This is a genomic window from Mitsuaria sp. MSU3D, from assembly GCF_056867975.1.
Map to the genome: position 1 here is coordinate 4,441,336 of NZ_CP200314.1, position 21,050 is coordinate 4,462,385.

General features: G+C 67.5%; 21 protein-coding genes and 1 pseudogene. 7 read left to right on the forward strand and 15 right to left on the reverse strand.

All coding sequences use genetic code 11. The features are described 5' to 3' along the window. Nucleotides 1-32 precede the first annotated feature (32 nt). Nucleotides 33-701, forward strand: a complete 669-nt coding sequence (locus AC1VNM_RS19505; RefSeq protein WP_377159719.1) for a tetratricopeptide repeat protein — start codon at nt 33-35, stop codon at nt 699-701. Between the two features lie 3 nt (nt 702-704). Here the strand turns inward: AC1VNM_RS19505 and AC1VNM_RS19510 are convergent, their stop codons facing one another. The 7 genes from AC1VNM_RS19510 to AC1VNM_RS19540 form a co-directional block, all read right to left on the reverse strand. After that, nucleotides 705-995: a DUF493 family protein gene (locus tag AC1VNM_RS19510; protein ID WP_377159717.1), complete on the reverse strand. Its 291-nt coding sequence runs from the start codon at nt 993-995 to the stop codon at nt 705-707. Nucleotides 996-1,019: 24 nt separating this feature from the next. Next, nucleotides 1,020-1,901 (reverse strand): D-amino acid aminotransferase, encoded by an 882-nt coding sequence (locus tag AC1VNM_RS19515; protein ID WP_377159715.1) that lies wholly within the window; start codon nt 1,899-1,901, stop codon nt 1,020-1,022. A gap of 160 nt (nt 1,902-2,061) precedes the next feature. After that, a complete protein-coding gene (locus AC1VNM_RS19520) occupies nt 2,062-3,231 on the reverse strand; it encodes a D-alanyl-D-alanine carboxypeptidase family protein (protein WP_377159713.1) in 1,170 nt (389 codons plus the stop codon). A 13-nt stretch (nt 3,232-3,244) separates the two neighbouring features. Beyond that, the gene (locus AC1VNM_RS19525; protein WP_483107999.1) at nt 3,245-3,880 is read right to left on the reverse strand and encodes an alpha/beta hydrolase; all 636 of its coding nucleotides are present in this window, start codon (nt 3,878-3,880) and stop codon (nt 3,245-3,247) included. Nucleotides 3,881-3,896: 16 nt separating this feature from the next. Then, nucleotides 3,897-4,229 carry a (2Fe-2S) ferredoxin domain-containing protein gene (locus tag AC1VNM_RS19530; RefSeq protein ID WP_377159708.1) on the reverse strand — a complete coding sequence of 111 codons (333 nt, stop codon included), beginning with the start codon at nt 4,227-4,229 and terminating at the stop codon, nt 3,897-3,899. After that, the gene (locus tag AC1VNM_RS19535; protein WP_377159706.1) at nt 4,226-5,422 is read right to left on the reverse strand and encodes a VanZ family protein; all 1,197 of its coding nucleotides are present in this window, start codon (nt 5,420-5,422) and stop codon (nt 4,226-4,228) included. The genes AC1VNM_RS19530 and AC1VNM_RS19535 overlap by 4 nt, the downstream gene beginning before the upstream one ends. A gap of 7 nt (nt 5,423-5,429) precedes the next feature. Then, nucleotides 5,430-5,858: a CopD family protein gene (locus AC1VNM_RS19540; RefSeq protein ID WP_377159704.1), complete on the reverse strand. Its 429-nt coding sequence runs from the start codon at nt 5,856-5,858 to the stop codon at nt 5,430-5,432. A 219-nt stretch (nt 5,859-6,077) separates the two neighbouring features. Between AC1VNM_RS19540 and hemB the strand changes: the two genes are divergently transcribed. Together hemB and AC1VNM_RS19550 are read left to right on the forward strand one after the other, a co-directional pair. After that, complete coding sequence (gene hemB / locus AC1VNM_RS19545) at nt 6,078-7,085, forward strand: porphobilinogen synthase (RefSeq protein ID WP_377159702.1); 1,008 nt, start codon at nt 6,078-6,080, stop codon at nt 7,083-7,085. A 41-nt stretch (nt 7,086-7,126) separates the two neighbouring features. Further along, the gene (locus tag AC1VNM_RS19550; RefSeq protein WP_377159700.1) at nt 7,127-8,221 is read left to right on the forward strand and encodes a magnesium transporter CorA family protein; all 1,095 of its coding nucleotides are present in this window, start codon (nt 7,127-7,129) and stop codon (nt 8,219-8,221) included. 3 nt (nt 8,222-8,224) lie between these two features. Here the strand turns inward: AC1VNM_RS19550 and ybeY are convergent, their stop codons facing one another. Both ybeY and AC1VNM_RS19560 read right to left on the reverse strand, forming a co-directional pair. Continuing rightward, nucleotides 8,225-8,671, reverse strand: a complete 447-nt coding sequence (ybeY, locus tag AC1VNM_RS19555; RefSeq protein ID WP_377159698.1) for an rRNA maturation RNase YbeY — start codon at nt 8,669-8,671, stop codon at nt 8,225-8,227. A 347-nt stretch (nt 8,672-9,018) separates the two neighbouring features. After that, a pseudogene (locus AC1VNM_RS19560) lies at nt 9,019-9,972 on the reverse strand (PhoH family protein); the annotation flags it as partial. Between the two features lie 92 nt (nt 9,973-10,064). Here AC1VNM_RS19560 and AC1VNM_RS19565 point away from each other — a divergent pair. From AC1VNM_RS19565 to ruvB, 4 genes are all read left to right on the forward strand, one after another. Next, nucleotides 10,065-11,540, forward strand: coding sequence for a sensor histidine kinase (locus tag AC1VNM_RS19565; RefSeq protein ID WP_377159696.1), 1,476 nt, complete (start codon nt 10,065-10,067; stop codon nt 11,538-11,540). A 141-nt stretch (nt 11,541-11,681) separates the two neighbouring features. Further along, the gene (locus tag AC1VNM_RS19570) at nt 11,682-12,335 is read left to right on the forward strand and encodes a response regulator (RefSeq protein ID WP_067069232.1); all 654 of its coding nucleotides are present in this window, start codon (nt 11,682-11,684) and stop codon (nt 12,333-12,335) included. A gap of 110 nt (nt 12,336-12,445) precedes the next feature. Next, nucleotides 12,446-13,015, forward strand: coding sequence for a Holliday junction branch migration protein RuvA (ruvA, locus tag AC1VNM_RS19575; protein ID WP_377159693.1), 570 nt, complete (start codon nt 12,446-12,448; stop codon nt 13,013-13,015). 28 nt (nt 13,016-13,043) lie between these two features. Next, complete coding sequence (ruvB, locus tag AC1VNM_RS19580) at nt 13,044-14,108, forward strand: Holliday junction branch migration DNA helicase RuvB (RefSeq protein WP_377159691.1); 1,065 nt, start codon at nt 13,044-13,046, stop codon at nt 14,106-14,108. Nucleotides 14,109-14,199: 91 nt separating this feature from the next. On the opposite strand, the gene AC1VNM_RS19585 is transcribed toward ruvB, so the two are convergent. The 6 genes from AC1VNM_RS19585 to AC1VNM_RS19610 all read right to left on the reverse strand — a co-directional run bounded on the left by AC1VNM_RS19585 (nt 14,200) and on the right by AC1VNM_RS19610 (nt 21,034). After that, on the reverse strand, nt 14,200-15,153 hold the full coding sequence (locus tag AC1VNM_RS19585; RefSeq protein ID WP_483108000.1) for a porin: 954 nt from the start codon (nt 15,151-15,153) through the stop codon (nt 14,200-14,202). A gap of 126 nt (nt 15,154-15,279) precedes the next feature. Beyond that, complete coding sequence (locus AC1VNM_RS19590) at nt 15,280-16,356, reverse strand: sterol desaturase family protein (protein WP_483108001.1); 1,077 nt, start codon at nt 16,354-16,356, stop codon at nt 15,280-15,282. Between the two features lie 83 nt (nt 16,357-16,439). Then, entirely contained in the window at nt 16,440-17,117 is a 678-nt protein-coding gene (locus AC1VNM_RS19595) for a histidine phosphatase family protein (RefSeq protein ID WP_377159685.1), read from the reverse strand. After that, nucleotides 17,118-17,471, reverse strand: a complete 354-nt coding sequence (locus tag AC1VNM_RS19600) for a DUF1840 domain-containing protein (RefSeq protein ID WP_483108002.1) — start codon at nt 17,469-17,471, stop codon at nt 17,118-17,120. A gap of 105 nt (nt 17,472-17,576) precedes the next feature. Then, nucleotides 17,577-19,739, reverse strand: coding sequence for a putative bifunctional diguanylate cyclase/phosphodiesterase (locus AC1VNM_RS19605; protein ID WP_483108003.1), 2,163 nt, complete (start codon nt 19,737-19,739; stop codon nt 17,577-17,579). Then, nucleotides 19,736-21,034, reverse strand: coding sequence for an HD-GYP domain-containing protein (locus AC1VNM_RS19610; RefSeq protein ID WP_483108004.1), 1,299 nt, complete (start codon nt 21,032-21,034; stop codon nt 19,736-19,738). Before AC1VNM_RS19610 ends, AC1VNM_RS19605 begins: the two co-directional genes overlap by 4 nt. Between the last annotated feature and the right edge of the window lie 16 nt (nt 21,035-21,050).

Sequence of the window (21,050 nt, forward strand, 5' to 3'; positions counted from 1 at the left end):
TCGCCGGCATCGGGACATTCAGGAGCCGCGCCATGCCGCGTCACATCACGGCCCTTGCCGCGCTCGCGGTCTGCTGCCTCGCGCTGCAGGGCGGCACCGCGTCGGCCGCCAGCGTCACGCTCGAACAGGCCCTCGCGACCTATGAGCGCGGAGACCTCCGTGCCGCTGAAAAGCAGTTCCGCGCGCTGTCGCAGCAAGGCCTGGCACTGGGCGACTACAACCTCGCGATGATGCATCTGCGCGCGGAAGTGCCGAAGCCCGATGCCAAGCTCGCCCGCCGGTTGCTGGTACGCGCAGCCGGTCGCGGTCTTGTGCGCGCGGAGCTGGCCTTGGGTCAGTTCTATGAGCAGGGCGAGGACGGCAAACCCGATCTGGTCCAGGCCCAGTCCTGGTACCTGAAGGCGGCCGAGCACGGCAGCGTCGACGCGCAGGTGGCCGTGGCCACCGCGTTCTATCTCGGTCGTGGTGCCGGGAAAGACTTCCCGCAGGCCGCGCAGTGGTACCGCGAAGCGGCCAAGGGCGGCGACGTCGGCGCGCAGTACCTGATCGCGTCGATGTACGAGTCGGGCCTGGGTGTCGAGCGCGATCTGCGACTGGCGCGCTACTGGTACGACATCGCGGCACGCAACGGCGACGAGGCCGCACCGTACAAGCTCAAGGCGGTCGACGACGCGCTGGCCGCCGACGCCGGCTCGGTCTGAGCGTTAGAGAACCACCTTCACCATCGGGTGCGTGGTGAGCGTGCGATAGAGCTCGTCGAGCTGCTCGCGGCTGGTGGCGGTGACGGTGATCGTCACGCCCAGGTACTTGCCGCCCGAACTCGGGCGCTTCTCCACCCTCGACACGTCGAAGGCCGGATCGAACTGCTGCGCGACGCTGACGATCGCCTCGACGAAGCCCTCCACATGCGCGCCCATCACCTTGATGGGGAACTGCGACGGGTACTCGATGAGCGACTGCTCGGGCGGGATCGGGGCGTTGTTGAAGCTGGTCATGATGGGGAATTCAAGTGGAGTCGGTCAGCGGCTTTGCAAGACCTTGGCGCGCTGATAGGCCTCGTGGAGCTTTGCGTAGACCGGGCCCGGCTTGCCGCGCAGCGCGCCATGGCCGACCTGGTCGTGGTCGAGCCGCGTGACCGGTGCGACTTCCTTGCTGGCGGAGGTCAGCAGGATCTCGTCCGCGGTGCTCAGCTCGGTCTCCGCGATCGGGCGCAGGTTGCAGGCGATGCCGAGTTCCTCGCAGAGCTCCTTGAGCAGACGCACGCGGATGCCTTCGAGCAGCGTCTCGCCCGGCGGCGGCGTCAGCAGCGCACCGTCACGCACGATCCAGACGTTGCTGCTGGAGCCTTCGGTCACGTAGCCGTCGCGGATCAGCACGGTCTCGTCGGCGTCCTGATCGGCGGCCGCCTGCCGCGCCAGCACGTTGCCCAGCAGCGAGATGCTCTTGATGTCGCCGCGCTGCCAGCGGAAATCGCGCGCCGTCACGCAGCTCAGGCCCTGGTGGCGCTGCTCCGGCGTCAGCGCGTGCAGCGGCTGTGTGTACGCGAGCACCGTCGGCTCCAGGTCCTTGGGCATCGCATGGCCGCGCGCCGCGACGCCGCGGGTGACCTGCAGGTAGATCATCTGGTCCTCGACCTCCGGCAGGTGCGCGACCAGGCTGCGGAACAGGTCCAGCCAGGCTTCACGCTCGTAGGGGTCCTCGATGCGCAACGCCTTCAGGCTGCGACCGAGCCGGTCGAGGTGGTCGTCGACGCGAAACAGCCGGCGCGCGTAGACGGGGATCGACTCGTAGACGCCGTCGCCGAAGAGGAATCCCCGGTCCATCACCGGCACCCGGGCATCGCCGAGCCGGCCCAGGTGGCCGTTCAGGTAGCAGGGCAGGTCAACCCAGGGCATGGTCATCAGTGGCTCCCGCTGTGTGGTCACGCCGAAGCCACCGACTGTACGCCGCCGGCCCGGCTCGCCAACCCCGGCAAGCGAGGGGCCTTGGCCGACAGGCCCGTCGCCACGGCCCGACCGGGCCATGGCGCCAGCACCTCGCCGACCCGCGGGTCTTCGGGTCTTACTTGATCCAGAGCCGGATCGCGTCCCAGGCGCGGCCGAAGATGCCGGCCAGCGGCACCTCCTGCTGCACGACCAGCGGCACCTCGGCCACCGGCGCGCCACCCGCGGTCGTCACCTTCAGCGTGCCCACGCGCTGGTTCAGCGCCAGCGGCGCGACCAGCGGGTCGGTGCGCTGAATGTCGGTCTTGAGCTTGCCGCCCTCGCCGCGCGGCACCGCGACGAAGACCGCGTCGGCCGCGCCCAGCTTGGCTTCCGGCACGGCGCCCTTCCAGACCTTGACGGTCGTGATCGGCTGGTTCTTCTCGAACAGGCGCACCGCGTCGAAGGCCGAGTAACCCCAGTTCAGCAGCTTCTGGCTCTCGGTCGCGCGCGCCTCCTTCGAGGCCGTGCCCATGACCACGCTCAGCAGGCGGCGCTTGCCGTTGGGCACGTCGCGCTGCGCGCTGGCGGCCAGGCAGTAGCCGGCCGCATCGGTGTAGCCGGTCTTGCCGCCGTCCACCGACGGATCGCGGCCCAGCAGCATGTTGCGGTTGGACTGGCGGATCTTGTTGAAGGTGTACTCGCGCTTGGAGTAGTAGTCGGCGTAGTACTGCGGGAAGTCCTGGATCACGTGCGAGAAGATCACCGCGATGTCGCGCGCGCTCGTCTTGTGGCCGGGCTCCGTGATGCCGGTGACGTTCTTGAACGCGGTGTTCTTCAGGCCCCAGGCCTGCGCCTGCTTGTTCATCATCGCGACGAACTGCTCGACGGTGCCGCCCACGCCTTCGGCCAGCGCGACCGACGCGTCGTTGCCCGACTGGATGATCATGCCGCGCAGCAGCTCGTCGACCTTGGGCGTCATGGTCGTGTCGATGAACATCAGCGACGGGTCGCCTTTGCGCTCGTCCCAGGCGCGCTTGGAGACGGTCAGCGTCTGGTCCAGCGTCAGGCGCTTGGCCTTGAGCGCGTCGAAGACGACGTACGCCGTCATCAGCTTGGTCAGCGAGGCGGGATCCTGCGGCGTATCGGCGTCGCGCTCGGCGAGCGTCTGGTGCGTCGTCAGGTCCAGCAGGACGAAGTTGCGCGCCGCGATCTCGGGCGGCGTCAGCGCCTGCGCCGAGGCGCCGGTCGTCATCACGAAGCTGGACAGGCCCAAGCCGAGGGCCAGGGAGGCAAGGAAGCGTTTCATTCGGGAGGAATCCTCAGGTGCGCGCGTCGCCGACGGCATGCCAGCCGCGCAGCACCAAGTTCTTGAGCAGCGGCAACTGCCCATGGAAGAAATGCCCGACACCGGGCACCACGATGACCGGCAGCGCCTGCGGGCGCGCCCAGTCGAAGACCGCGCTCAGCGGCACCACATCGTCCTGTTCGCCGTGGATCACGACGGTATCGGCCGGCACCGTCGCGACGCCGAAGCGGCTCGCGGCCGGACCGACCAGCAGCAGACGCTCCGCGGGCTGCTCGAGCTTCAGCGCCGCCTGCGACGCGACGAAGCCGCCGAAGGAGAAGCCGGCCAGTGCCAGCGGCTGCGCCGGATCGCGGAACGCGGCGATCACGGCCAGCGCGTCGTCGACCTCGCCGCGGCCTTCGTCCCAGGCGCCGGCCGACTTGCCGATGCCGCGGAAGTTGAAGCGCACCGCGCGATAGCCCAGGTGCACGAACGCACGCGCGATCGTCTGCACCACCTTGTTGTCCATCGTGCCGCCCTGCGTCGGATTCGGGTGGCAGATCACCACCACGCCGCGCAGCGGGCCCGCGTCGACCGCGGGTTCATCGATGGCGCATTCGATCTCGCCGGCCGGACCGGCGATCTGCCGGCGCTGGGTCTGTGCATTCATGCGAGCGGGCTCCCGATCAGCGGCCGACCGAATCGTCGAGCACCAATCGCTCGACGACCTCGCCATGCTTGAGGTGGCGCTCGACGATCTCGTCGATGTCGCTGTTGTCCACGAACGAGTACCAGACCGCGTCCGGGTACACCACCGCCACCGGCCCGCCGGCACAGCGGTCCAGGCAGCCCGCCTTGTTCACGCGCACGCCGCCCTTGCCGGCCAGCTTCTCGGCCTTCACGCGCTTCTTGCAGTGGTCGAAAGCCTCCTGCGCGTTGTGCTGAAGGCAGGCGTTCTCGTTCTCGCGCTGGTTCAGGCAGAAGAAGATGTGGCGTTGGTAGTAGCTGGCAGAGCTCATCGGTCGATTGTAGTTTCAGGGTTTCCACCGAGCGGCCGTTCGTGCGGTCCGTCACGATCGGCCTGTCCTTCAGACCGCCCATCGGCAGGCGGCGGGCCTGATCGATCGCTCTGCGTGACGCCGTAGAGCAGCCACGCCAGCGCCGCGAACGGCCACAACCACCCCACCCATTGCGCCAGCCCGTAAAGGTTGACGAAGCGGCCCTGCTCCCAGAACTGCAGGCTCTCGAGCAGGTACGGGTCGGACGGCGCCTCGGCCATCAGCGCGATCAGCACGGTCAGCACGACCAGCCCCCACGCCGCGTTCGCGCGCCGCGACATGAACGCCGCCAGCATGGCGAGCACGCCGCCGATGATCAGGCCCGGCGCGGTCGTCGCGGTCAGCCAGGCCCAGGCGTGATCGGGGCCGAAGTTCAACACCGTCGACCAGGCCGTCGTCGTCACGCCCAGCGCGATCGCGCCCAGCACCAGCAACGCGCGACGCCTGCCCGGTCGCGCGACCGACAGCGCCAGCAGGCACGGCGCCAGGACGCCCATGGCGATCGCGATCGCCTCCAGTCCCGGCGGCAGCGGCAGCTCGTCGGTCAGCTCCTTGGGAACCAGCTCCCAGGGCGTGTTCTCCAGCAGCAGCTCGGCCCACTCGCGCAGACGCGGGAACAATTGGCCGAGCCCCAGGGGCAACGGCGCCGGGTACAGCAGCCCCACCGGCCACAGTGCCAGCAAGGCCAGCGCGCCCGCGCTGTGCGGCACGAACCAGCGCTCGCGCCAGCCGTTCCAGCGCCGGAGCCCGCCCAGTCCCAGCACCGCCCACGCGCACAGCCCGCCCAGCCAGGCGCCGGCGCTGTTCAACAGGAAGTCGGCCAGCGACGGCACGCGGCCCGGGAGGAAGTACTGCAGTGTCTCCATCGAGAACGACAGCAGCGGCAGCCCGACCACCGTCAGCAGCAGTGCACGCATGAGACTGCCGCTGCCGCGGCTCACCGCGGCGAAGCAGAGCAATCCGAGCGGCCAGTAGCCGACGACGTTGACCCAGATGTCGAACTTGCCCCAGTAGCGCGGCCAGGGCAGCCCCACGAAGCCGGGCCAGGGCAGGCTCGGCGGCATCCGCCAGGGCCAGAAGGGATACAGGCTGGCGTAGACCACCAGCACGGCGTAACACAGGGCCAGCCAGGTGGCGGAACTGCGCCGATGCATCACCGGATCAGAAGGGTTTGACGACGACCAGGATCACGATCGCCGCGAACATGAGCACCGAGACCTCATTGAACACGCGGAACCACTTGTGGCTGCGACGGTTGGCGAGCATCTCGAACTTGCGCAGGAACGCGCGGCACACGTGGTGATAGCCGATGACGGCGACGACCAGCGCGAGCTTGGCATGCATCCAGCCGTTGCCCGGGCCGCGCCCGATGCCGTAGTAGAGCCACAGCGTCAGCCCGAAGGCCAGGGCGAGCAGCATCAATCCCGAGCTGAAGCGGTAGAGCTTCAGGGCCATGATCAACAGCCGTTCGCGCTCGGCGTGGCTGTCGGCGGGCACCATGGCCAGGTTCACGAAGATCCGCGGCAGATAGAAGAGGCCGGCGAACCACGCGGCGACGAAAATGATGTGTAGCGCTTTGATCCAGAGCATCGCGGCATTATGGAGGGCGCGAAAAAAACCCCGGCTTCACAGCCGGGGTCGGAAAGCCTTATCGCTGTCATCACGTTAAGGCTCCTGCTCAGGGAGGAAAAGCAGGGAACGACAGCCAGCGGCTATCATTCAAGAACGACTTTAACAGATCTGCCGAATTTCGGAATCTACGTCTTTCCACCTAGTGACCCCTCATGCTGGTGGTACTTCTCGGAAATCATGCAACTTCCTGCCCCTTATCCCGCCAGCCGCCCCCGTCGCCTGCGTCGCGACGCCTTCACCCGGGCGCTGGTCCGCGAACACCGCCTGCACGCCAGCGATTTCATCTTCCCGGTGTTCGTCCATGAGGGTGAGAACCGCGTCGAACCGATCGCGTCGATGCCGGGCGTGTCCCGGTTGAGCCTGGACAGGCTGATCCCCGTCGCGGAGGAATGCGTCGAACTCGGCATCCCGGTGATCGCGCTCTTCCCCGCGATCGACACGGCGCTGAAGACGCCCGACGGCATCGAGGCGACCAACCCGGACGGTCTGATTCCCCGCGTCGTGCGGGCGCTCAAGGAGAAGGTGCCCGGCCTGGGCGTGCTGACGGACGTGGCGCTCGACCCGTACACCAGCCACGGCCAGGACGGCGTGCTCGACGAGCAGGGCTACATCCTGAACGACCGCACCGTCGAGCTGCTCAAGCAACAGGCGCTGGTCCAGGCCCGGGCGGGCGTGGACATCGTCGCGCCCAGCGACATGATGGACGGCCGCATCGGCGCGATCCGCGCCGCGCTCGAGGCCGACAGCCACATCCACACGCGGATCATGGCCTACAGCGCCAAGTACGCCAGTGCCTTCTACGGCCCGTTCCGCGACGCGGTCGGCTCGCGCAGCAACCTCGGCAAGGCGGACAAGAAGACCTACCAGATGGACCCGGGCAACAGCGACGAAGCGCTGCGCGAAGTCGGCCTGGACCTGGCCGAAGGCGCCGACATGGTGATGGTCAAGCCCGGCCTGCCGTATCTGGACATCGTCCGCCGGGTGAAGGACGAGTTCAAGGTCCCGACCTTCGCCTATCAGGTCAGCGGCGAGTACGCCATGATCAAGGCCGCCGCGGCCAACGGCTGGCTGGACCACGACGCCGTGATGCTCGAAGCGCTGCTCGCCTTCAAGCGCGCCGGCGCCGACGGCATCCTGACCTACTTCGCGATGGACGCGGCGCGCCTGATCCGCGCCGGCGCCTGAGCTTCGACGGCTCCAGGGAACGCCGGCTGCCCGACCGACGCATGCGCATCTTCCATCTCAGCGACGCGCTCTACGAGGAACTCGCCGAGCTGCCCGACGAACTCCCGCCCGAGGGCTTCCTGTGGATCGGGCTGCCGCGGCGTGAATTCGAGCTCCAGCTCGGCACGCTGCAGCAGCGGCTGATGCGCTGGGCCGGCGCGCAACTGCTCGACCTGCATGTATCGGATCTGATGAATCCGCAGCTGCCGTCGCATTTCGATTACACGAGCTCGTACGACCTGATGGTCTTCCGCCGGCTCGCGACGATGCCCGGCAGCGAGCAGTACCTGTCCGACGATGAGCCCCGCCACGCCGCGGCGGTCAACGAGGCCCTGAAGGCCATCGACACGAGTCCGGTCGGCTTCGCCGTCTTCGACCGCGTGCTGATCACGGTGCATCCGGGCGAGTGCTCGCTGCGGGATCACTTCGCCGGCAAGCTCGGCGCGCAGCAAGAGGGTCGCGACCTGCGTGGCAGCACCCGCCTGCCCCACAGCCCGGCCGAGCTGATGCTGCGCATGGTCAACCACATGGTGGACAGCTACCTGGATCTGCGCCGGTTGCTCACGCGTCAGCTGACCACGTTGCAGAACCTGCTGCTCGATCGGCGCGGCCACTTCCGCGACTGGCCGGTGGTGCTGCACGCCCGTGACACGCTGTCGCGGCTGGAAGACCTCTGCGAGGACCAGCGCAGCGCCGTGCAGGAATGGATCGACGCGCTCGGCGAATGGCCCGTCGGCGATGCGCGCGCGGAGCGCGAGCGCGAGCTGCTGCGCGTGCGGTCGCGCGACGTGCTCGAACACGTCGAGCGGGTCCTGACCCATGTGCGGCGGCTGGAGACTTCAGCCGAGACCTCGGTGCAGATGCACTTCTCGCTCACCGGCGAGCGCACCAACAACATCATGCGGACGCTGACCGTGCTGACGGCCATCTTCCTGCCGCTGAACCTGATCACCGGCGTCTTCGGCATGAACTTCGACACCCTGCCGCTGATCCACCGGGCCACCGGCTTCTGGATCGCCGTCGGCGTCATGGTCGTCACCGCCCTCGCGCTCGGCGCCTTCTTCTGGCGCAAGCGCTACCTGGGCACGCAGCAGTAGTGCTCAGCGTCTGGCGTAGGGATCGGCGAAGCCGAGGCCGAGCATCACCTCGGTCTCGCGTGCTTCCATGAACTCGGCCTCGTCGTCTTCTTCGTGGTCGTAGCCTTGCGCGTGCAGCGTGCCGTGGACCAGCATGTGCGCGTAGTGCGCCGCGAGGTCCAGCCCCATCTCCTTCGCCTCGCGCTCGACCACCTCGGCGCAGATCACAAGGTCCGCGGCGACAACGGGCTCGTGCGTGTAGTCGAAGGTCAGCACGTTGGTCGCGTAGTCCTTCGAGCGGTACTCGCGGTTGAGCGACTGCCCTTCCTCCGCGTCGACGATGCGGACAGTGATCTCGCCCGGCAGTTCCAGCGCGGCGCGCATCCAGCGGATCACCTTGTGCCGCGGCAGCAGCGCCTTGTGGCGCGGGTCCGCGAACTGCAGCGACAGGCTCAATTCTGGGCGGCTCATCGCGCGGCTCCCTTTCGCGCGGACTTGCCGGCAGACTTGGCCGCCGCCTGCTTCGCAGCGGGCTTCTTGACGGCCACCTTTTTCGCGGCCACCTTCTTCGCGACAGTCTTCGTCGCGACGGGCTTCGTCGCCGAGCTCTTCGCCGCCGGCCTGGACGCGGGCTTCCTGGTGGGCGCCTTCTTCACCGGTGCGGGCGGCGGCGGCGGCGGTGCCGATGGCACCTCATCGAATCGAATCGCCGCCTCGCGCATGCGCAATGCCCTCAGACGACGCTCTTCACGCTCTTCCGCGAACTGCGCACGATGCTCTTCCTGGGCGCGCGCTTCCTCGCGCGCCAGCACTTCCGCCTGGTCCTCGTAAGCCTGCACGATGCGCGCGACCAGCGGATGACGCACGACGTCCGCGCGCGTGAAGCGCGTGATCGCAATGCCCTCGACACCGTCCAGCACCTGCTCCGCGTCGACCAGCCCGCTGTGCATGCCGCGCGGCAGGTCGATCTGGCTCGTGTCGCCGGTCACCACGCACTTGCTGCCGAAGCCGATGCGCGTCAGGAACATCTTCATCTGCTCGGGCGTCGTGTTCTGCGCTTCGTCGAGGATGACGAACGCATGATTCAGCGTGCGCCCCCGCATGAAGGCGAGCGGGGCGATTTCCAGCTGACCCTTCTCGAACGCCTTGGTCACGCGATCGAAGCCCATCAGGTCGTAGAGCGCGTCGTAGAGCGGGCGCAGGTAGGGATCGACCTTCTGCGTCAGATCGCCGGGCAGGAAGCCGAGGCGCTCACCCGCCTCGACGGCCGGGCGCGTCAGGATGATGCGCTGCACGGTCGAGCGCTCCAGCGCGTCCACCGCGCAGGCCACCGCGAGGAAGGTCTTGCCCGTGCCTGCGGGGCCGATACCGAAGCTGATGTCGTGCGACAGGATGCTGCGCAGGTAGAGATGCTGATTGCCCGTGCGACCGGCCAGGTCGGCGCGGCGCGTGCGCAGCACGATGTTGTCGCCGTCCGCGTCCTCGCCGTTGGCGAGCTTCGTCGGCGCGGCCACGTCATTGGCGGCCTCGACGATCGCCAGACGCAGGCTCTCGCCGGGAATGGCCCGGTCGGCCCGCGCGTACAGCGACTCCAGCAAGGCGAGCGTGCGCTGCGCCGGAGCGCGGTCGCCCTCGATGTTGAAGTGCTCGGCGCGATGGGTGATGCGCACGGTCAGCGCCGCCTCGATCTGGCGGAGATGCTCGTCCAGCGGGCCGCACAGGTGCGACAGACGCCGGTTGTCGGCGGGGGTGAAAGCGTGGCGCAGGTTCAAGGCGGAGGAGGCTCCGTATTCAGGGGGGTTGAGGGCGGTATTGTCGCGCGCCAGTGCGCCGCGCGCTTGCTGCGCCTGCACAATCGCCCCCCATGCACCGGATCACGGAACAACAAGGAGACGCCGGCCACTGCGATGCCGTGCCGGCACAGGGAGGATCCAGACCTGCGGCGTTCGGCGCCGCGGCCGCGCTGACATTGGCCGTGCCGGTCTGTCTCGCCCAGGTCGCGGGCGCGGCGGTCGCCGGTGCCGACGGCGTCGCCACCGATTCCTTCGCGACGCTATGGACGCGTCTGGCGCCGCAGCTCGCCTATGGTCTGCAGTCCGCGCTGGTGTTGATGGCCTTCGTGCTGGGATTGCTGATCTGGCAACGCCGCGCCCAACGTCACATCAGCTGGCTGCTCGTGCTGATGCCGGGATGGGTCGTCACGGTTGGCCTCGCGCCCCTGTCGTCATGGCGCACGGGGATCGCGGTGATCCTGGCGCCGTGGCTGCTGTGGTGCGCCATCCATTACCTGATGCGGCGGATGCGACGACGCGATCGCCGCATGCATCGCGCGCTGCTGGCCCAGGCGCTGCTCTTTCCTGCCGCGTTGCTGCTGCCGGTGCCGGCAACACGGATCGCCTCCTTCGCGCTCTGGTGGTTGGGCGCCCAGTTGCTGGTCGCGATGGGTTGGCATCTCTGGCATCTGTGGCAGGACATGTTCCTCCCGACGCTGGAGGAGCGATACCCGCAGTCCGACTTCATCCTCAGCTGCGTGCTGATCGGCTTCGGCGCGCTCGCGGTGCTGGCCGCTTGGACGCTGCCGGGCAGCGGTCTGGCGGGCATCCTCGGGCCACTGTGCCTGCTGGGACTCGGCCTGCATCGCGTGCGCGAGTTCGCCCGCGCGCTCACGCAGTCCGAGCTCGCCGTCCTGCAAGGCGAGTTGCGTCTGCAGGAGCGCATCGCCGAGCTGGAGCGCCATTTCGATCAGGTCGCGGAAACCAAGCTGGAGCAGGTCACCGAACGCGAGCGCAAGCGCATCGCCGCCGACCTGCACGACGACCTGGGTGCCAAGCTGCTGACCATCGTCCACACCAGCGAGTCGGACCGGATCTCCACGCTCGCGCGCGAGGCGCTCGAGGAGATGCGGCTGTCGGTGCGTGGCCTGACCGGCAAGCCCGTGCAACTGCTGGACGCGCTGGGGGACTGGCGCGCGGAGGTGGTCTCGCGACTGGCACAGGCCAACATCCTGGCCGAGTGGAAATCGCCCGCCGAGGACATCGAGCACACCTTCCCCGCCCGCGCCTACGTGCAGACGACGCGCATCCTGCGCGAATCGGTGAGCAACATCATCAAGCACAGCGGCGCCACGCATTGCGTGATCAGCTGCTCGGCGCAGGACGGCTACTTCTCCGTGGTGATCCAGGACAACGGCCAGGGCATCCCGCTGGAGCTCGAAGGTCGCCTGGACAAGGGACACGGCATGGCCAGCATGAAGGCGCGCGCCAAGCAGATGCATGGTCAGTGCCTGGTCGAATCCGGCCCCGGTTGGGGCACCGTCATCCGGCTGACGATCCCGCTCTGATCGCATGCCAGCGTGATCCATTGCCGCCGGCGCCACAGTCCGGCGTTGATCAGGATGGTCAGTCCCTCCAGAAAGCCGTACCGTTGCAGGAAGTCAGCGAGCACTCCGCCCGCACGACAATCCTGAGCAAGAATCCGCGCCATGAACCACATCCTGCTCCTCGAAGACATTCCCGAAATCCGCGCCTGGCTCAAGGTCCTGGTCAAACAGGTCTTCGCCAACGCGGTCGTCACCGAGTGCTCGCGGGTGCAGGACGCATTGCAGCAGGTCAACTCGCAGCGCTTCACGCTGGCCCTGCTGGACCTGGGCCTGCCGGACGGTTCCGGGGTCGACGTGATCTCCGCGCTGCGAGAGAAACAGCCTGAAGTCCAGTCGGTGATCGTCACCATCCACGACGACGACGAGCATCTCTTCCCTGCCCTGCAGGCCGGTGCCTTCGGCTACCTGCTCAAGGAGCAATCGCGCGAGCTGCTGGTCGAGCAGCTCCAGCGCATCAGCCAGGGAGAGCCGCCGCTGTCCCCGTCGATCGCGCGCAAGGTCATCGCCTACTTCACGTCGCAACGCCGGCCGCAGGCCGCGCAGGTGCTGCACGAGGTCTCGCTGACGGACCGCGAGACGGAAGTGCTGCTTCGCGTCGCCAAGGGCTTCACGCTGCCGGAGATCGGCGTGCAGTTGGGGCTGTCGCGCCACACGATCGCCGACTATGTGAAGCAGATCTACCGCAAGCTCAATGTGAGCTCGCGCGCCGAAGCGGCGCTGGAAGCACAACGCCTGGGGCTTTTCGGGCGCAACTGAGCGCTTCGCGCGCCGGATCTCGAGGCGTGGCCGCACGCCTCGGGAAAATACTGGACAAACATCCAGCAAATCACCGTCGAATCGCCGCTGAACGCGGATAATCCGCGCCCATGATCGGCAAGCTCACCGGCGTCATTGCGGAAAAATCGCCCCCGCAGGTCCTCATCGACGTGCAAGGCGTCGGCTACGAAGTCGATGTGCCGATGAGCACCTTCTTCAATCTGCCGGGCCTGGGCGAGCGCGCCACACTGCTGACGCACCTGAGCATCCGCGAGGATGCCCACGTCCTCTTCGGCTTCCTCACAGCCGAAGAGCGCAGCACCTTCCGTCTGCTGATCAAGATCAGCGGCGTCGGCCCCAAGATGGCCTTGTCGCTGCTGTCCGGCATGTCGGTCGGCGACCTGGCGCAGGCCGTATCCAGGCAGGAGGCTGGCCGTCTCGTGAAGGTCCCGGGCATCGGGAAGAAGACGGCCGAACGGCTGCTGCTGGAGCTCAAGGGCAAGCTGAGCCCCGACCTGTCGCTGCCGGTGTCCGTGGCCAACGACGCGCAGGCCGACATCCTCCAGGCGCTGGTCGCGCTGGGTTACAGCGAGAAGGAAGCCGGTACGGCGCTGAAGACGCTGCCGGGGGACATTGGCGTCAGCGAAGGCATCAAGCTGGCGATGAAGCACCTGTCATGAATCCGCGCGCGCGGCGTACCCTCCCACCATGAGCATCCAGACCGACGACTTCACGCCCGCGCCGCAGCAGGCCCGCCTGATCAGCGCACAACCGGCGTCGCCGAACGAGGACGCGATCGAACGCGCACTGCGCCCCAAGCTGCTCGACGAGTACGTCGGCCAAGCCAAGGCGCGGGAGCAGCTGGAGATCTTTATCGGCGCCGCGAAAAAGCGACGCGAGGCGCTCGATCACGTGCTGCTTTTCGGACCGCCGGGATTGGGCAAGACGACGCTGAGTCACATCGTGGCCGCGGAGCTGGGCGTCAACCTGCGCCAGACCAGCGGGCCGGTCCTCGAAAAGCCCAAGGACCTCGCCGCCATCCTGACCAACCTCGAGCGCAACGACGTGCTGTTCATCGACGAGATCCACCGGCTTTCGCCGGTCGTCGAGGAAATCCTCTATCCGGCGCTCGAGGACTACCAGATCGACATCATGATCGGCGAAGGCCCGGCAGCGCGTTCGATCAAGCTTGACCTGCAGCCGTTCACGCTGATCGGCGCGACCACGCGCGCCGGCATGCTGACCAACCCACTGCGCGATCGCTTCGGCATCGTCGCCCGGCTGGAGTTCTACACGGCCGATGAACTGCAGCGCATCGTGACGCGGTCCGCGTCGCTGCTCGGCGCACCGATCGAGCCGGCAGGCGCGCTCGAGGTTGCGCGGCGTTCGCGCGGCACGCCGCGGATCGCCAACCGGTTGCTGCGTCGCGTCCGCGATTACGCCGACGTCAAGGCCGATGGCACCATCACCCGCACGATCGCGGAAAAGGCGTTGGCGATGCTGGACGTCGATCCGCTGGGCTTCGATCTGATGGACCGCAAGTTGCTTGAGGCGGTGGTGCACCGCTTCGACGGCGGGCCGGTGGGGCTGGACAACGTCGCTGCGGCGATCGGCGAAGAGCCCGGCACCATCGAGGACGTCATCGAGCCTTATCTGATCCAGCAGGGCTTTCTCCAGCGCACCCCCCGCGGGCGGATCGCAACGCTGGCGGCGTATCGCCACCTCGGAGTCGCTCCGCCGAAACAGGCGGGGCAGTTGTTCGAGCTTGAATGAGCGCCGGCTGAGCCTGCAAGACAACAGGTGCACCGACGCTGCAATGAAAAAGGCGCTCCGAGGAGCGCCTTTCTGCTTCGTGATCCGGAGATCAGAAGTTGTGACGAACACCCAGGGCGAACGAGTTCAGATCGTCGCGCTTGTTCGCAGTGGTGGCGTCCACGGCGGTGTAGAAAGCGTAGACCTTGGTGCGCTTGCTCAGGTTGTAGTTGTAGGCCAGCGTGTATTGCTTGCCACCGTTGCGACCGCTGTTGAACGAGTACGCGCCCGCCTTGGTACCACCGACGTTCAGGTGGAATTCCGATTGGCCCAGCGTGTACATCACGGCGGCGCGGCCGATCCAACGGCTGTCCTTGCCACCGGCAACCAGTGCGGTGCCCGACTCTTCGCGCTGCGCGTAGCCGCCGAAGGTGAAGGCGCCCAGTTCATACAGGCCGCGGATCGCGTACTGCTTGGCGCTGCCTTGCTTGCTGTAACCAGCACCCAGGTGCACCGGGCCTTGGTCGTAGTTCAGGGCGACGTCGTAACCACGCGGGTCGACGCCTTCACCGGCGTGCAGCGTGAACTCGCCGTTGAAGCCGCTGATGTTCGGCGTGAAGTAGCCGACCTTGTTGGTCTGCGTGAAGCCGGCACCCGAGTACAGCTTGTCTTCCGACGTGCCGGTGTCGTGGTTGTGCATCGACACGTAGTCCGCGGTGGCGTAGTACGAACCCGGCGTCCAGCGGCCCAGACGGATCGCGCCGAAATCGCCGGCCAGTTGCACGCTGGCTTCACGGTTCCAGAACGCCGAGCTGGTCTGGCGACCGTCGTCCGAGTTCAGACCGTGTTCCAGCGCGAAGCTGGCCTTCAGGCCGCTGCCCAGATCTTCCGTGCCCTTGAAGCCCAGGCGGGAGTTGTTGTTGATCACCGAGGCGACGCGGTCGTTGTTGCCGGTCTTGATGCTTTCCACCGAGGTGTTGATACGACCCCAGAGCGTGACGGAGCTCTGCGCGAACACGGGAGCGGAAAGAGCCGCGATGGCCGCAGCGAATGCAATCTTTTTCATACCCACCTTCATCCAGTTGGAGGTTTCAGCCGGTCTGGCTCAATGGCTTTACTGCAAGGTGTGCGGAGTATAGAAGTGCGTTGCACGCACCCATAACGCCCGACGCAAAATTGCAACAGTTCCCCGTTAGGGGTGAACGAGGGGGTCGGCGGGTGATAGCAGACGCGCGGTCAGCACCTGTCCCGCCAGAAGTCCGGCGAGGACGGCGATCTGCTCGATCGGACCGAGTCGATGGGCGTTCCAGAGGAACAGCGCGACGGCGACGAGCAGCAGCAGGAACATCGCTCCCGCTGCCCAGGCGTGCGAGGACGCGACTTTCGGGTCGAACAGCGGCCTGGTGTGCGGGTCATATCCGGGCGCTATGCGGGCGCCGACACCGGGCTCCCAGTGCGCCGGCTCCCACCAGAGGCGCAACTTGTCCCGCCAGCGCGTCGTGCGTCGCGTCTTGGTCAGCAACTTGGCATAGACCTGGACATTGGCGGTCCAGGGGCTCCAGCTCTTCAGCGCATCCCGGGTGCCGTAGACGCAGGGCTCGCGATCCAGTTCCTCCTGGAAACTGCCGAACATCCGGTCCCAGATGATGAGGATTCCGCCGTAGTTGCGATCAAGATAGGGATCGTTGACGGCATGATGCACGCGGTGATTGGACGGCGAGCAGAACCAGCGGTCGAACCAGCCGAGCTTGCCGATCTGCTGCGTGTGCACCCAGAACTGGTACAGCAAGTCGATCAGCGCGACGACTGCGTACACCAGCGGCGGGAAGCCGAGGATGGCCATCGGCATGTAGAAGATCCAGCCCACCAGCCAACCGCTCCCGGTCTGGCGGAGCGCGGTGGAGAGGTTGTAGTCCTCGCTCTGGTGGTGGACGGCATGCGCGGCCCAGAGCAGCGCGGTCGTGTGACCGAGCCGGTGGTGCCAGTAGTAGAGGAAGTCGTACAGCAGCAGCCCCAACAGCCAGACCCACCAGGCACCTGCGTCCAGTCGGGTCAAGGCCGCCCGCTCGAAGACCCAGGTGTAGATCCCCAGCGTGAAAAGTTTGGTCAGCACGCCCACCACCTGGCTGAGCATGCCCAGCGCGATGCTGCTCACTGCATCGTTCAGGCGGTAGGTGTTGCGGCCGCGGCGCAGGCCGACCCAGTATTCAAGCCCGATCAGGGCGAAGAACACCGGCGTGGCCAGCACGATGATCTGTGCGTCGGTCATGTGTCTCCTCGATGAGCGCTCGATGCGGCGCTTCTGTCGATCTCCGCGGCCGCCGTCCCTCGAGGGAGCCGGCGATCCGGCGCTCAAGCCTTGGCTGTCACCGTCGTGGCCGGCATGAAGCCCGGCACGCCAGGATCATCCAGCGTCAGGCCTTGCAGATGGTGATCATCGTTCCATCCGACCAGACTGAATCCTTGCGGCGAGTACAGCAGTCGGTTGATGCTCGTGTTGCCGAGGACCCAGCTTCTCGGCGCCTGCAGGTCGATGCGGGTCGCGGCCCGGTACAGGCAGTCCATCACTCCGCCGTGCGCGACGATCGCGATCGTCTGCCCCGCATGCGCCGCGGCCAGTTCGGACACGACGGCGACGCAACGCGCGTACAGCGTGATCAGGCTCTCGCCGCCGGGCGGCTCGAAGTCCGGCTCACGCCGGCGCCAGCGGAGGGCGTCCTCAGGAAAACCGGATTCGATCTCGGTCCAGAGCTTGCCCTCGTGGATGCCGAAAGCGCGTTCCCGCAGTCGCTCATCGAGCTGGACATCGATACCGTGCGGCGCCGCCAGATGCCGGGCCGTCACTGCGGCTCGATCCAGGTCGCTCGCATAGATCGCGTCGATCGGATGCTCGGCCAGCGCGGCACCGAGCCGCTCGGCCTGACGCTCGCCCAGAGCGTTCAGCGGGAGGTTCAAGTGTCCCTGCAAACGGCCTTCGCGGTTCCACGCGGTCTCGCCATGCCGGATGGCCAGGATCAGGGTCGAGTCCACTCAGACGCCCCAGACCACATCGGTGCTGGCGGCCTGCGCGGTACGCATCAGTTCCAGCAGCGGCCACAGGCGCTGGCGCAACGTGACCTCGGGCTTGGGCGGTGGTTTGCGGCCGTCGGCCACGGCCTCCTCGGCGGCACGATCCAGCGCTCGCTGCTCCTCGGCAATCGCGGACTCTCCCTGCGCGATCAGCGCGGGCAGGTCAGACGCCTGGAGAATCCCCTGGGGAGCCGGACTGCGGCCCAGGGCCTGCAGCGCTTGATCGCCATGGGCGGCGAGCATGATGACATCAGCCCCGGCCTTCGACTTGAACTTGTACAGCACGCGTGTCTCCCGGCCGTCGACGGCGGCCATCGACGCATTGTGCCGCCCTCGCGCGGCAGGCAGTGGAGAGACCTCCCGACCCCGGTTCGCCCGTTCTCCGGGTCGATCCCGATGCACCTTCGGACGCAGTGCGGCTCACCCGCCGCGCAGCAGATGCACGGACGCGCGCGCGGCACGCGGCGCCACCGCCTGTCCGCGGGCCAGCCTTCCGGCCTCAGCCTGCGCCGCGATCTGGGTTTGACGCTCCTCGAAGGCTCGCGTCTCCAGCGCCGGCGCGCACAGGAAGCCCTGGTACTCGTGGCAGCCGCAGCGGGCCAGGAAGTCGCGCTGCGCATCGGTCTCGACACCCTCGGCGATGACCTTCAGGTTGAGCGCACGACCCATCTGGACGATCGCGTTGACGATGCCGGCATCGCTCGCATCCCCCGGTAGCCCCTTGACGAAGCTGCGGTCGATCTTGAGGCGCTGGATCGGAAAGCGCTTCAGATAGCCCAGGCTGGAGTAGCCCGTACCGAAATCGTCGATGGCCATCAGCACGCCGAGTTCCGACAGCGCCTCCATCCGATGCAAGGCTTCCTCGGCATCGCGCAGCAGGACGGATTCGGTCAGCTCCAGTTCCAGCAGCGACGGCGGCAGGTCGTAGGCGCGCAGCGCCTGCGCCACCTGCTCGACGAACTGCGTCTGCTGAAACTGCAGCGCCGACACGTTGACCGCCACCGGTACGCGCAGCCCCTTCTGGAGCCACGCCGCGGCCTGCGCCACCGCCTGCTGCAGCACCCACTGACCGATCGCGACGATGAAGCCGCTCTCCTCGGCCACGGGGATGAACTCGGACGGCGGCACGTCGCCGCGCAGCGGATCGCGCCAGCGGATCAGCGCCTCCGCACCGATGAGCTCGCCGGTCTCCAGCGAGACCTGCGGCTGGAAGTGCAGGCGGAACTCGTGTTCCTGGAGCGCCTGTCGCATCGCGTGGTCCAGCCGCATGCGCGACAGCAGGTCCACGTCCTTGCGCGGCTGGTGGAAGCGGAAGGCACTGCGGCCGCTTTCCTTGACCCAGTGCATGGCGCGCTCGGCACTGGCCAGCAGTTCCTCGGCGCTGGCGCCGTCGCCGGGGAACAGCGCGATGCCAGTGCTGCAGGTGACCGTGAAGCTCAGCGTGTCGAAGCAGAATGGCCGCGACATCGCCTCCTGGACGCGGCGCGCCGCGTGCTCGGCGCCGCGGGCGTCTGCCTGATGGATCAAGAGCGCGAACTCATCGCCATCAAGCCGCGCGACGGTGTCGACCTCGCGCAGCGACTCCTTCAGGCGCAGCGCAACTTCCTTCAGGACGCGGTCCCCGTAGGAGTGGCCTAGCGTGTCGTTGATCTGCTTGAAGCGGTCGAGGTCGACGTTGAGCAGCGCGAACGGGGTCGTCTCGCGGCGTGCCATGGCCTGCGCGTAGTCGACGCGTTCCATCAGCGCCCGACGGTTCGGCAGCCCGGTAAGCATGTCGTTGTGCGACAGCTCTTCAATGCGCTGGTGCGCGGCGAGCTTCTCGCTGAGGTCGCGGAACGAGTAGACGCGGCCGATCGGCCGGCCCCGGCTCCATTGCGGCAGCGATACGCGCTCGAGCACGCGGCCGTCGATCAGCTTGAGGTTGTCGCTGGTGTGCAGCAGCGGTGATTCCTGGATCGCGCCGAGCCGCATGGCGTAGGCGGCACCGTCGACGACGCTGCGCCGCATCCAGGCCTGGACGGCGTCGTCATTGCGATCGTTGAGCAGGTCTTCGGGAATGCCCCATAGCGATGCCAGCCGCTGGTTGAAGCTGCGGATCCGGCCGGCCAGGTCCGTGACCAGGATGCCATCCGCAGTGGATTCGAGCGTGGCACGCAGTTCGGCGAGCAGCGTCTCTCGCTCTTCGTCATGCTGCCGCTGCTGGGTCTGGTCGCGCATCGCGATCAGCCACAGGCCGTCGCCCTGCGCTTGCGCGACGTAGCTGATGCGGCGGGAGACCCACAGCATGCGGCCGTCGGCGTGACGCATCATCGTGTCGGTGTGCAGGCTCTCGCGACGGCCGATCGCGGCGTCCATCCAGAACAGCGCGTCCTCCGGCGTGGAAGCCAGCGATTCGACGCTGCTTCCGACCAGGTCCCTGGCCTGCAGTCCGAGCAACTGCTGCGACGCGTGGTTGACTGCCACGACGCTGTGGGTGCGCGCGTCCACGAGCCACACCGCTTCCTGCAGGCCGTCGATCAGCGGCAGGAACGCGGTGTTGAACACCGCGGGAGATGCGGCGGTGGCTCGGGTCGGCAGATTCACGCAGCCATCTCCCCGGGGGGTGGCGGCGGGAGGGAGGTCACACCGGCGGACTCGAAGAAGTAGGCGATGCGGCTGCGCGGGCTGAGGTAGTCCAGCGAGGCGCGCGGCAACTGCTGCGGCTTGACGCTGCGGCGGATGCCGAGGTCGGGCAGCTCTTCCAGGTTCAGCACCAGCGCCTCGTCGCGCGGCACCTTGGGGTCGTGGACCATGACCTTGGGCTTGAGCGGGCGTGACGAGTTCACGGCCACGACCAGCGCATAGCGGTCGTCGGTCAGTTGCACGGCGGAGCCCGGCGGATACACGCCCATCATCCGGATGAAGGCGTTGAGCATGGTGGCGTCGAAACGGCTGCGCCCCTGCGCGAACATCAGGGATAGCGCTTCGTGGGGGGTCATCGCCTTGGAGCTGAGCAGCGGATTGCACAGGCCGTCGAAACGGTTGACGAGCGCCACGATGCGGGCGCCGATGCTCATGCGGTCTGCGTTCAGGCGCTGCGGGAAGCCGCTGCCGTCGGCGTGTTCATGATGCTGCGCGATGATCAGCAGCGGCCCAGCCCCCACGCCCATCTTCTGTCCCAGCACCACTCCCTTGGCGACGTGCTGCTGGTAGGCGGCGACCTCGGCGGCGGTGAAGCTGTCGTCACGGTGACGGAATCGGGCGGTCAGCTCCATCTTGCCAATGTCGTGGAGCAGCGCGCCTTGCCCGAGGTCCAGCATCTCGTCGCGGCCGAGGCCGAAGGCGCGGCCCAGCAGCATCGCGATCACGGCGACGTTGAGCGCATGCGCGGTGCCGCGGTCGCCGGCACCTTCGTTGAGCAGGCGGATGTTGATGTCGCCCTCGACCAGCATCTTGTCCAGCAGCGCCCGGGACAACGCGGACGACCGGTCTCGCGCGTCCGTCGGCTCGCGCGGCACGAGGTCCATCAGGTCGCGCAGGGCACTCGCGGCCTCGGCGTACTGGCGCTCGCACAGCAGCAGCGCCTCGCGCTGCTCGGTCAACAGGCGGCGATGGCGTTCGCGGACCTCGTCTTCGGCGCTGCGGTTTTCCTCGACGACGGCGGCCGCGGGCATCGGCGCGGGCATCGGCGTCGCCTCCAGCGGCAGGTCGCTCTTGCCCGGACTCCAGCGCACCTGCTTGAGGCCAAGACGGCGAAGAATCAGCAATTGCTCTTCCGAACTCAGCTTGAAGCTGCTGAGCGGAAACGGATGCGACATCCAGCCGAGGTCGAGATGGATGAACATCCCGACTTTCAGCTGGTTCACATCGATGAGCGGGTCTGCCGATCTGTCCTTCATTCTTGTAGTTCCGCGT

Coding starts and splice junctions, on each gene's coding strand:
- AC1VNM_RS19570 (WP_067069232.1), top strand. CDS start 11,682: ATGAACCACATCCTGCTCCTCGAAGACATTCCCGAAATCCGCGCCTGG.
- ruvA (WP_377159693.1), top strand. CDS start 12,446: ATGATCGGCAAGCTCACCGGCGTCATTGCGGAAAAATCGCCCCCGCAG.
- ybeY (WP_377159698.1), bottom strand. CDS start 8,671: ATGAGCCGCCCAGAATTGAGCCTGTCGCTGCAGTTCGCGGACCCGCGC.
- hemB (WP_377159702.1), top strand. CDS start 6,078: ATGCAACTTCCTGCCCCTTATCCCGCCAGCCGCCCCCGTCGCCTGCGT.
- AC1VNM_RS19600 (WP_483108002.1), bottom strand. CDS start 17,471: ATGGCCGCCGTCGACGGCCGGGAGACACGCGTGCTGTACAAGTTCAAG.
- AC1VNM_RS19525 (WP_483107999.1), bottom strand. CDS start 3,880: ATGAATGCACAGACCCAGCGCCGGCAGATCGCCGGTCCGGCCGGCGAG.
- AC1VNM_RS19540 (WP_377159704.1), bottom strand. CDS start 5,858: ATGCTCTGGATCAAAGCGCTACACATCATTTTCGTCGCCGCGTGGTTC.
- AC1VNM_RS19505 (WP_377159719.1), top strand. CDS start 33: ATGCCGCGTCACATCACGGCCCTTGCCGCGCTCGCGGTCTGCTGCCTC.
- AC1VNM_RS19535 (WP_377159706.1), bottom strand. CDS start 5,422: ATGCATCGGCGCAGTTCCGCCACCTGGCTGGCCCTGTGTTACGCCGTG.
- AC1VNM_RS19520 (WP_377159713.1), bottom strand. CDS start 3,231: ATGAAACGCTTCCTTGCCTCCCTGGCCCTCGGCTTGGGCCTGTCCAGC.
- ruvB (WP_377159691.1), top strand. CDS start 13,044: ATGAGCATCCAGACCGACGACTTCACGCCCGCGCCGCAGCAGGCCCGC.
- AC1VNM_RS19550 (WP_377159700.1), top strand. CDS start 7,127: ATGCGCATCTTCCATCTCAGCGACGCGCTCTACGAGGAACTCGCCGAG.
- AC1VNM_RS19610 (WP_483108004.1), bottom strand. CDS start 21,034: ATGAAGGACAGATCGGCAGACCCGCTCATCGATGTGAACCAGCTGAAA.
- AC1VNM_RS19510 (WP_377159717.1), bottom strand. CDS start 995: ATGACCAGCTTCAACAACGCCCCGATCCCGCCCGAGCAGTCGCTCATC.
- AC1VNM_RS19565 (WP_377159696.1), top strand. CDS start 10,065: ATGCACCGGATCACGGAACAACAAGGAGACGCCGGCCACTGCGATGCC.
- AC1VNM_RS19590 (WP_483108001.1), bottom strand. CDS start 16,356: ATGACCGACGCACAGATCATCGTGCTGGCCACGCCGGTGTTCTTCGCC.
- AC1VNM_RS19515 (WP_377159715.1), bottom strand. CDS start 1,901: ATGACCATGCCCTGGGTTGACCTGCCCTGCTACCTGAACGGCCACCTG.
- AC1VNM_RS19530 (WP_377159708.1), bottom strand. CDS start 4,229: ATGAGCTCTGCCAGCTACTACCAACGCCACATCTTCTTCTGCCTGAAC.
- AC1VNM_RS19585 (WP_483108000.1), bottom strand. CDS start 15,153: ATGAAAAAGATTGCATTCGCTGCGGCCATCGCGGCTCTTTCCGCTCCC.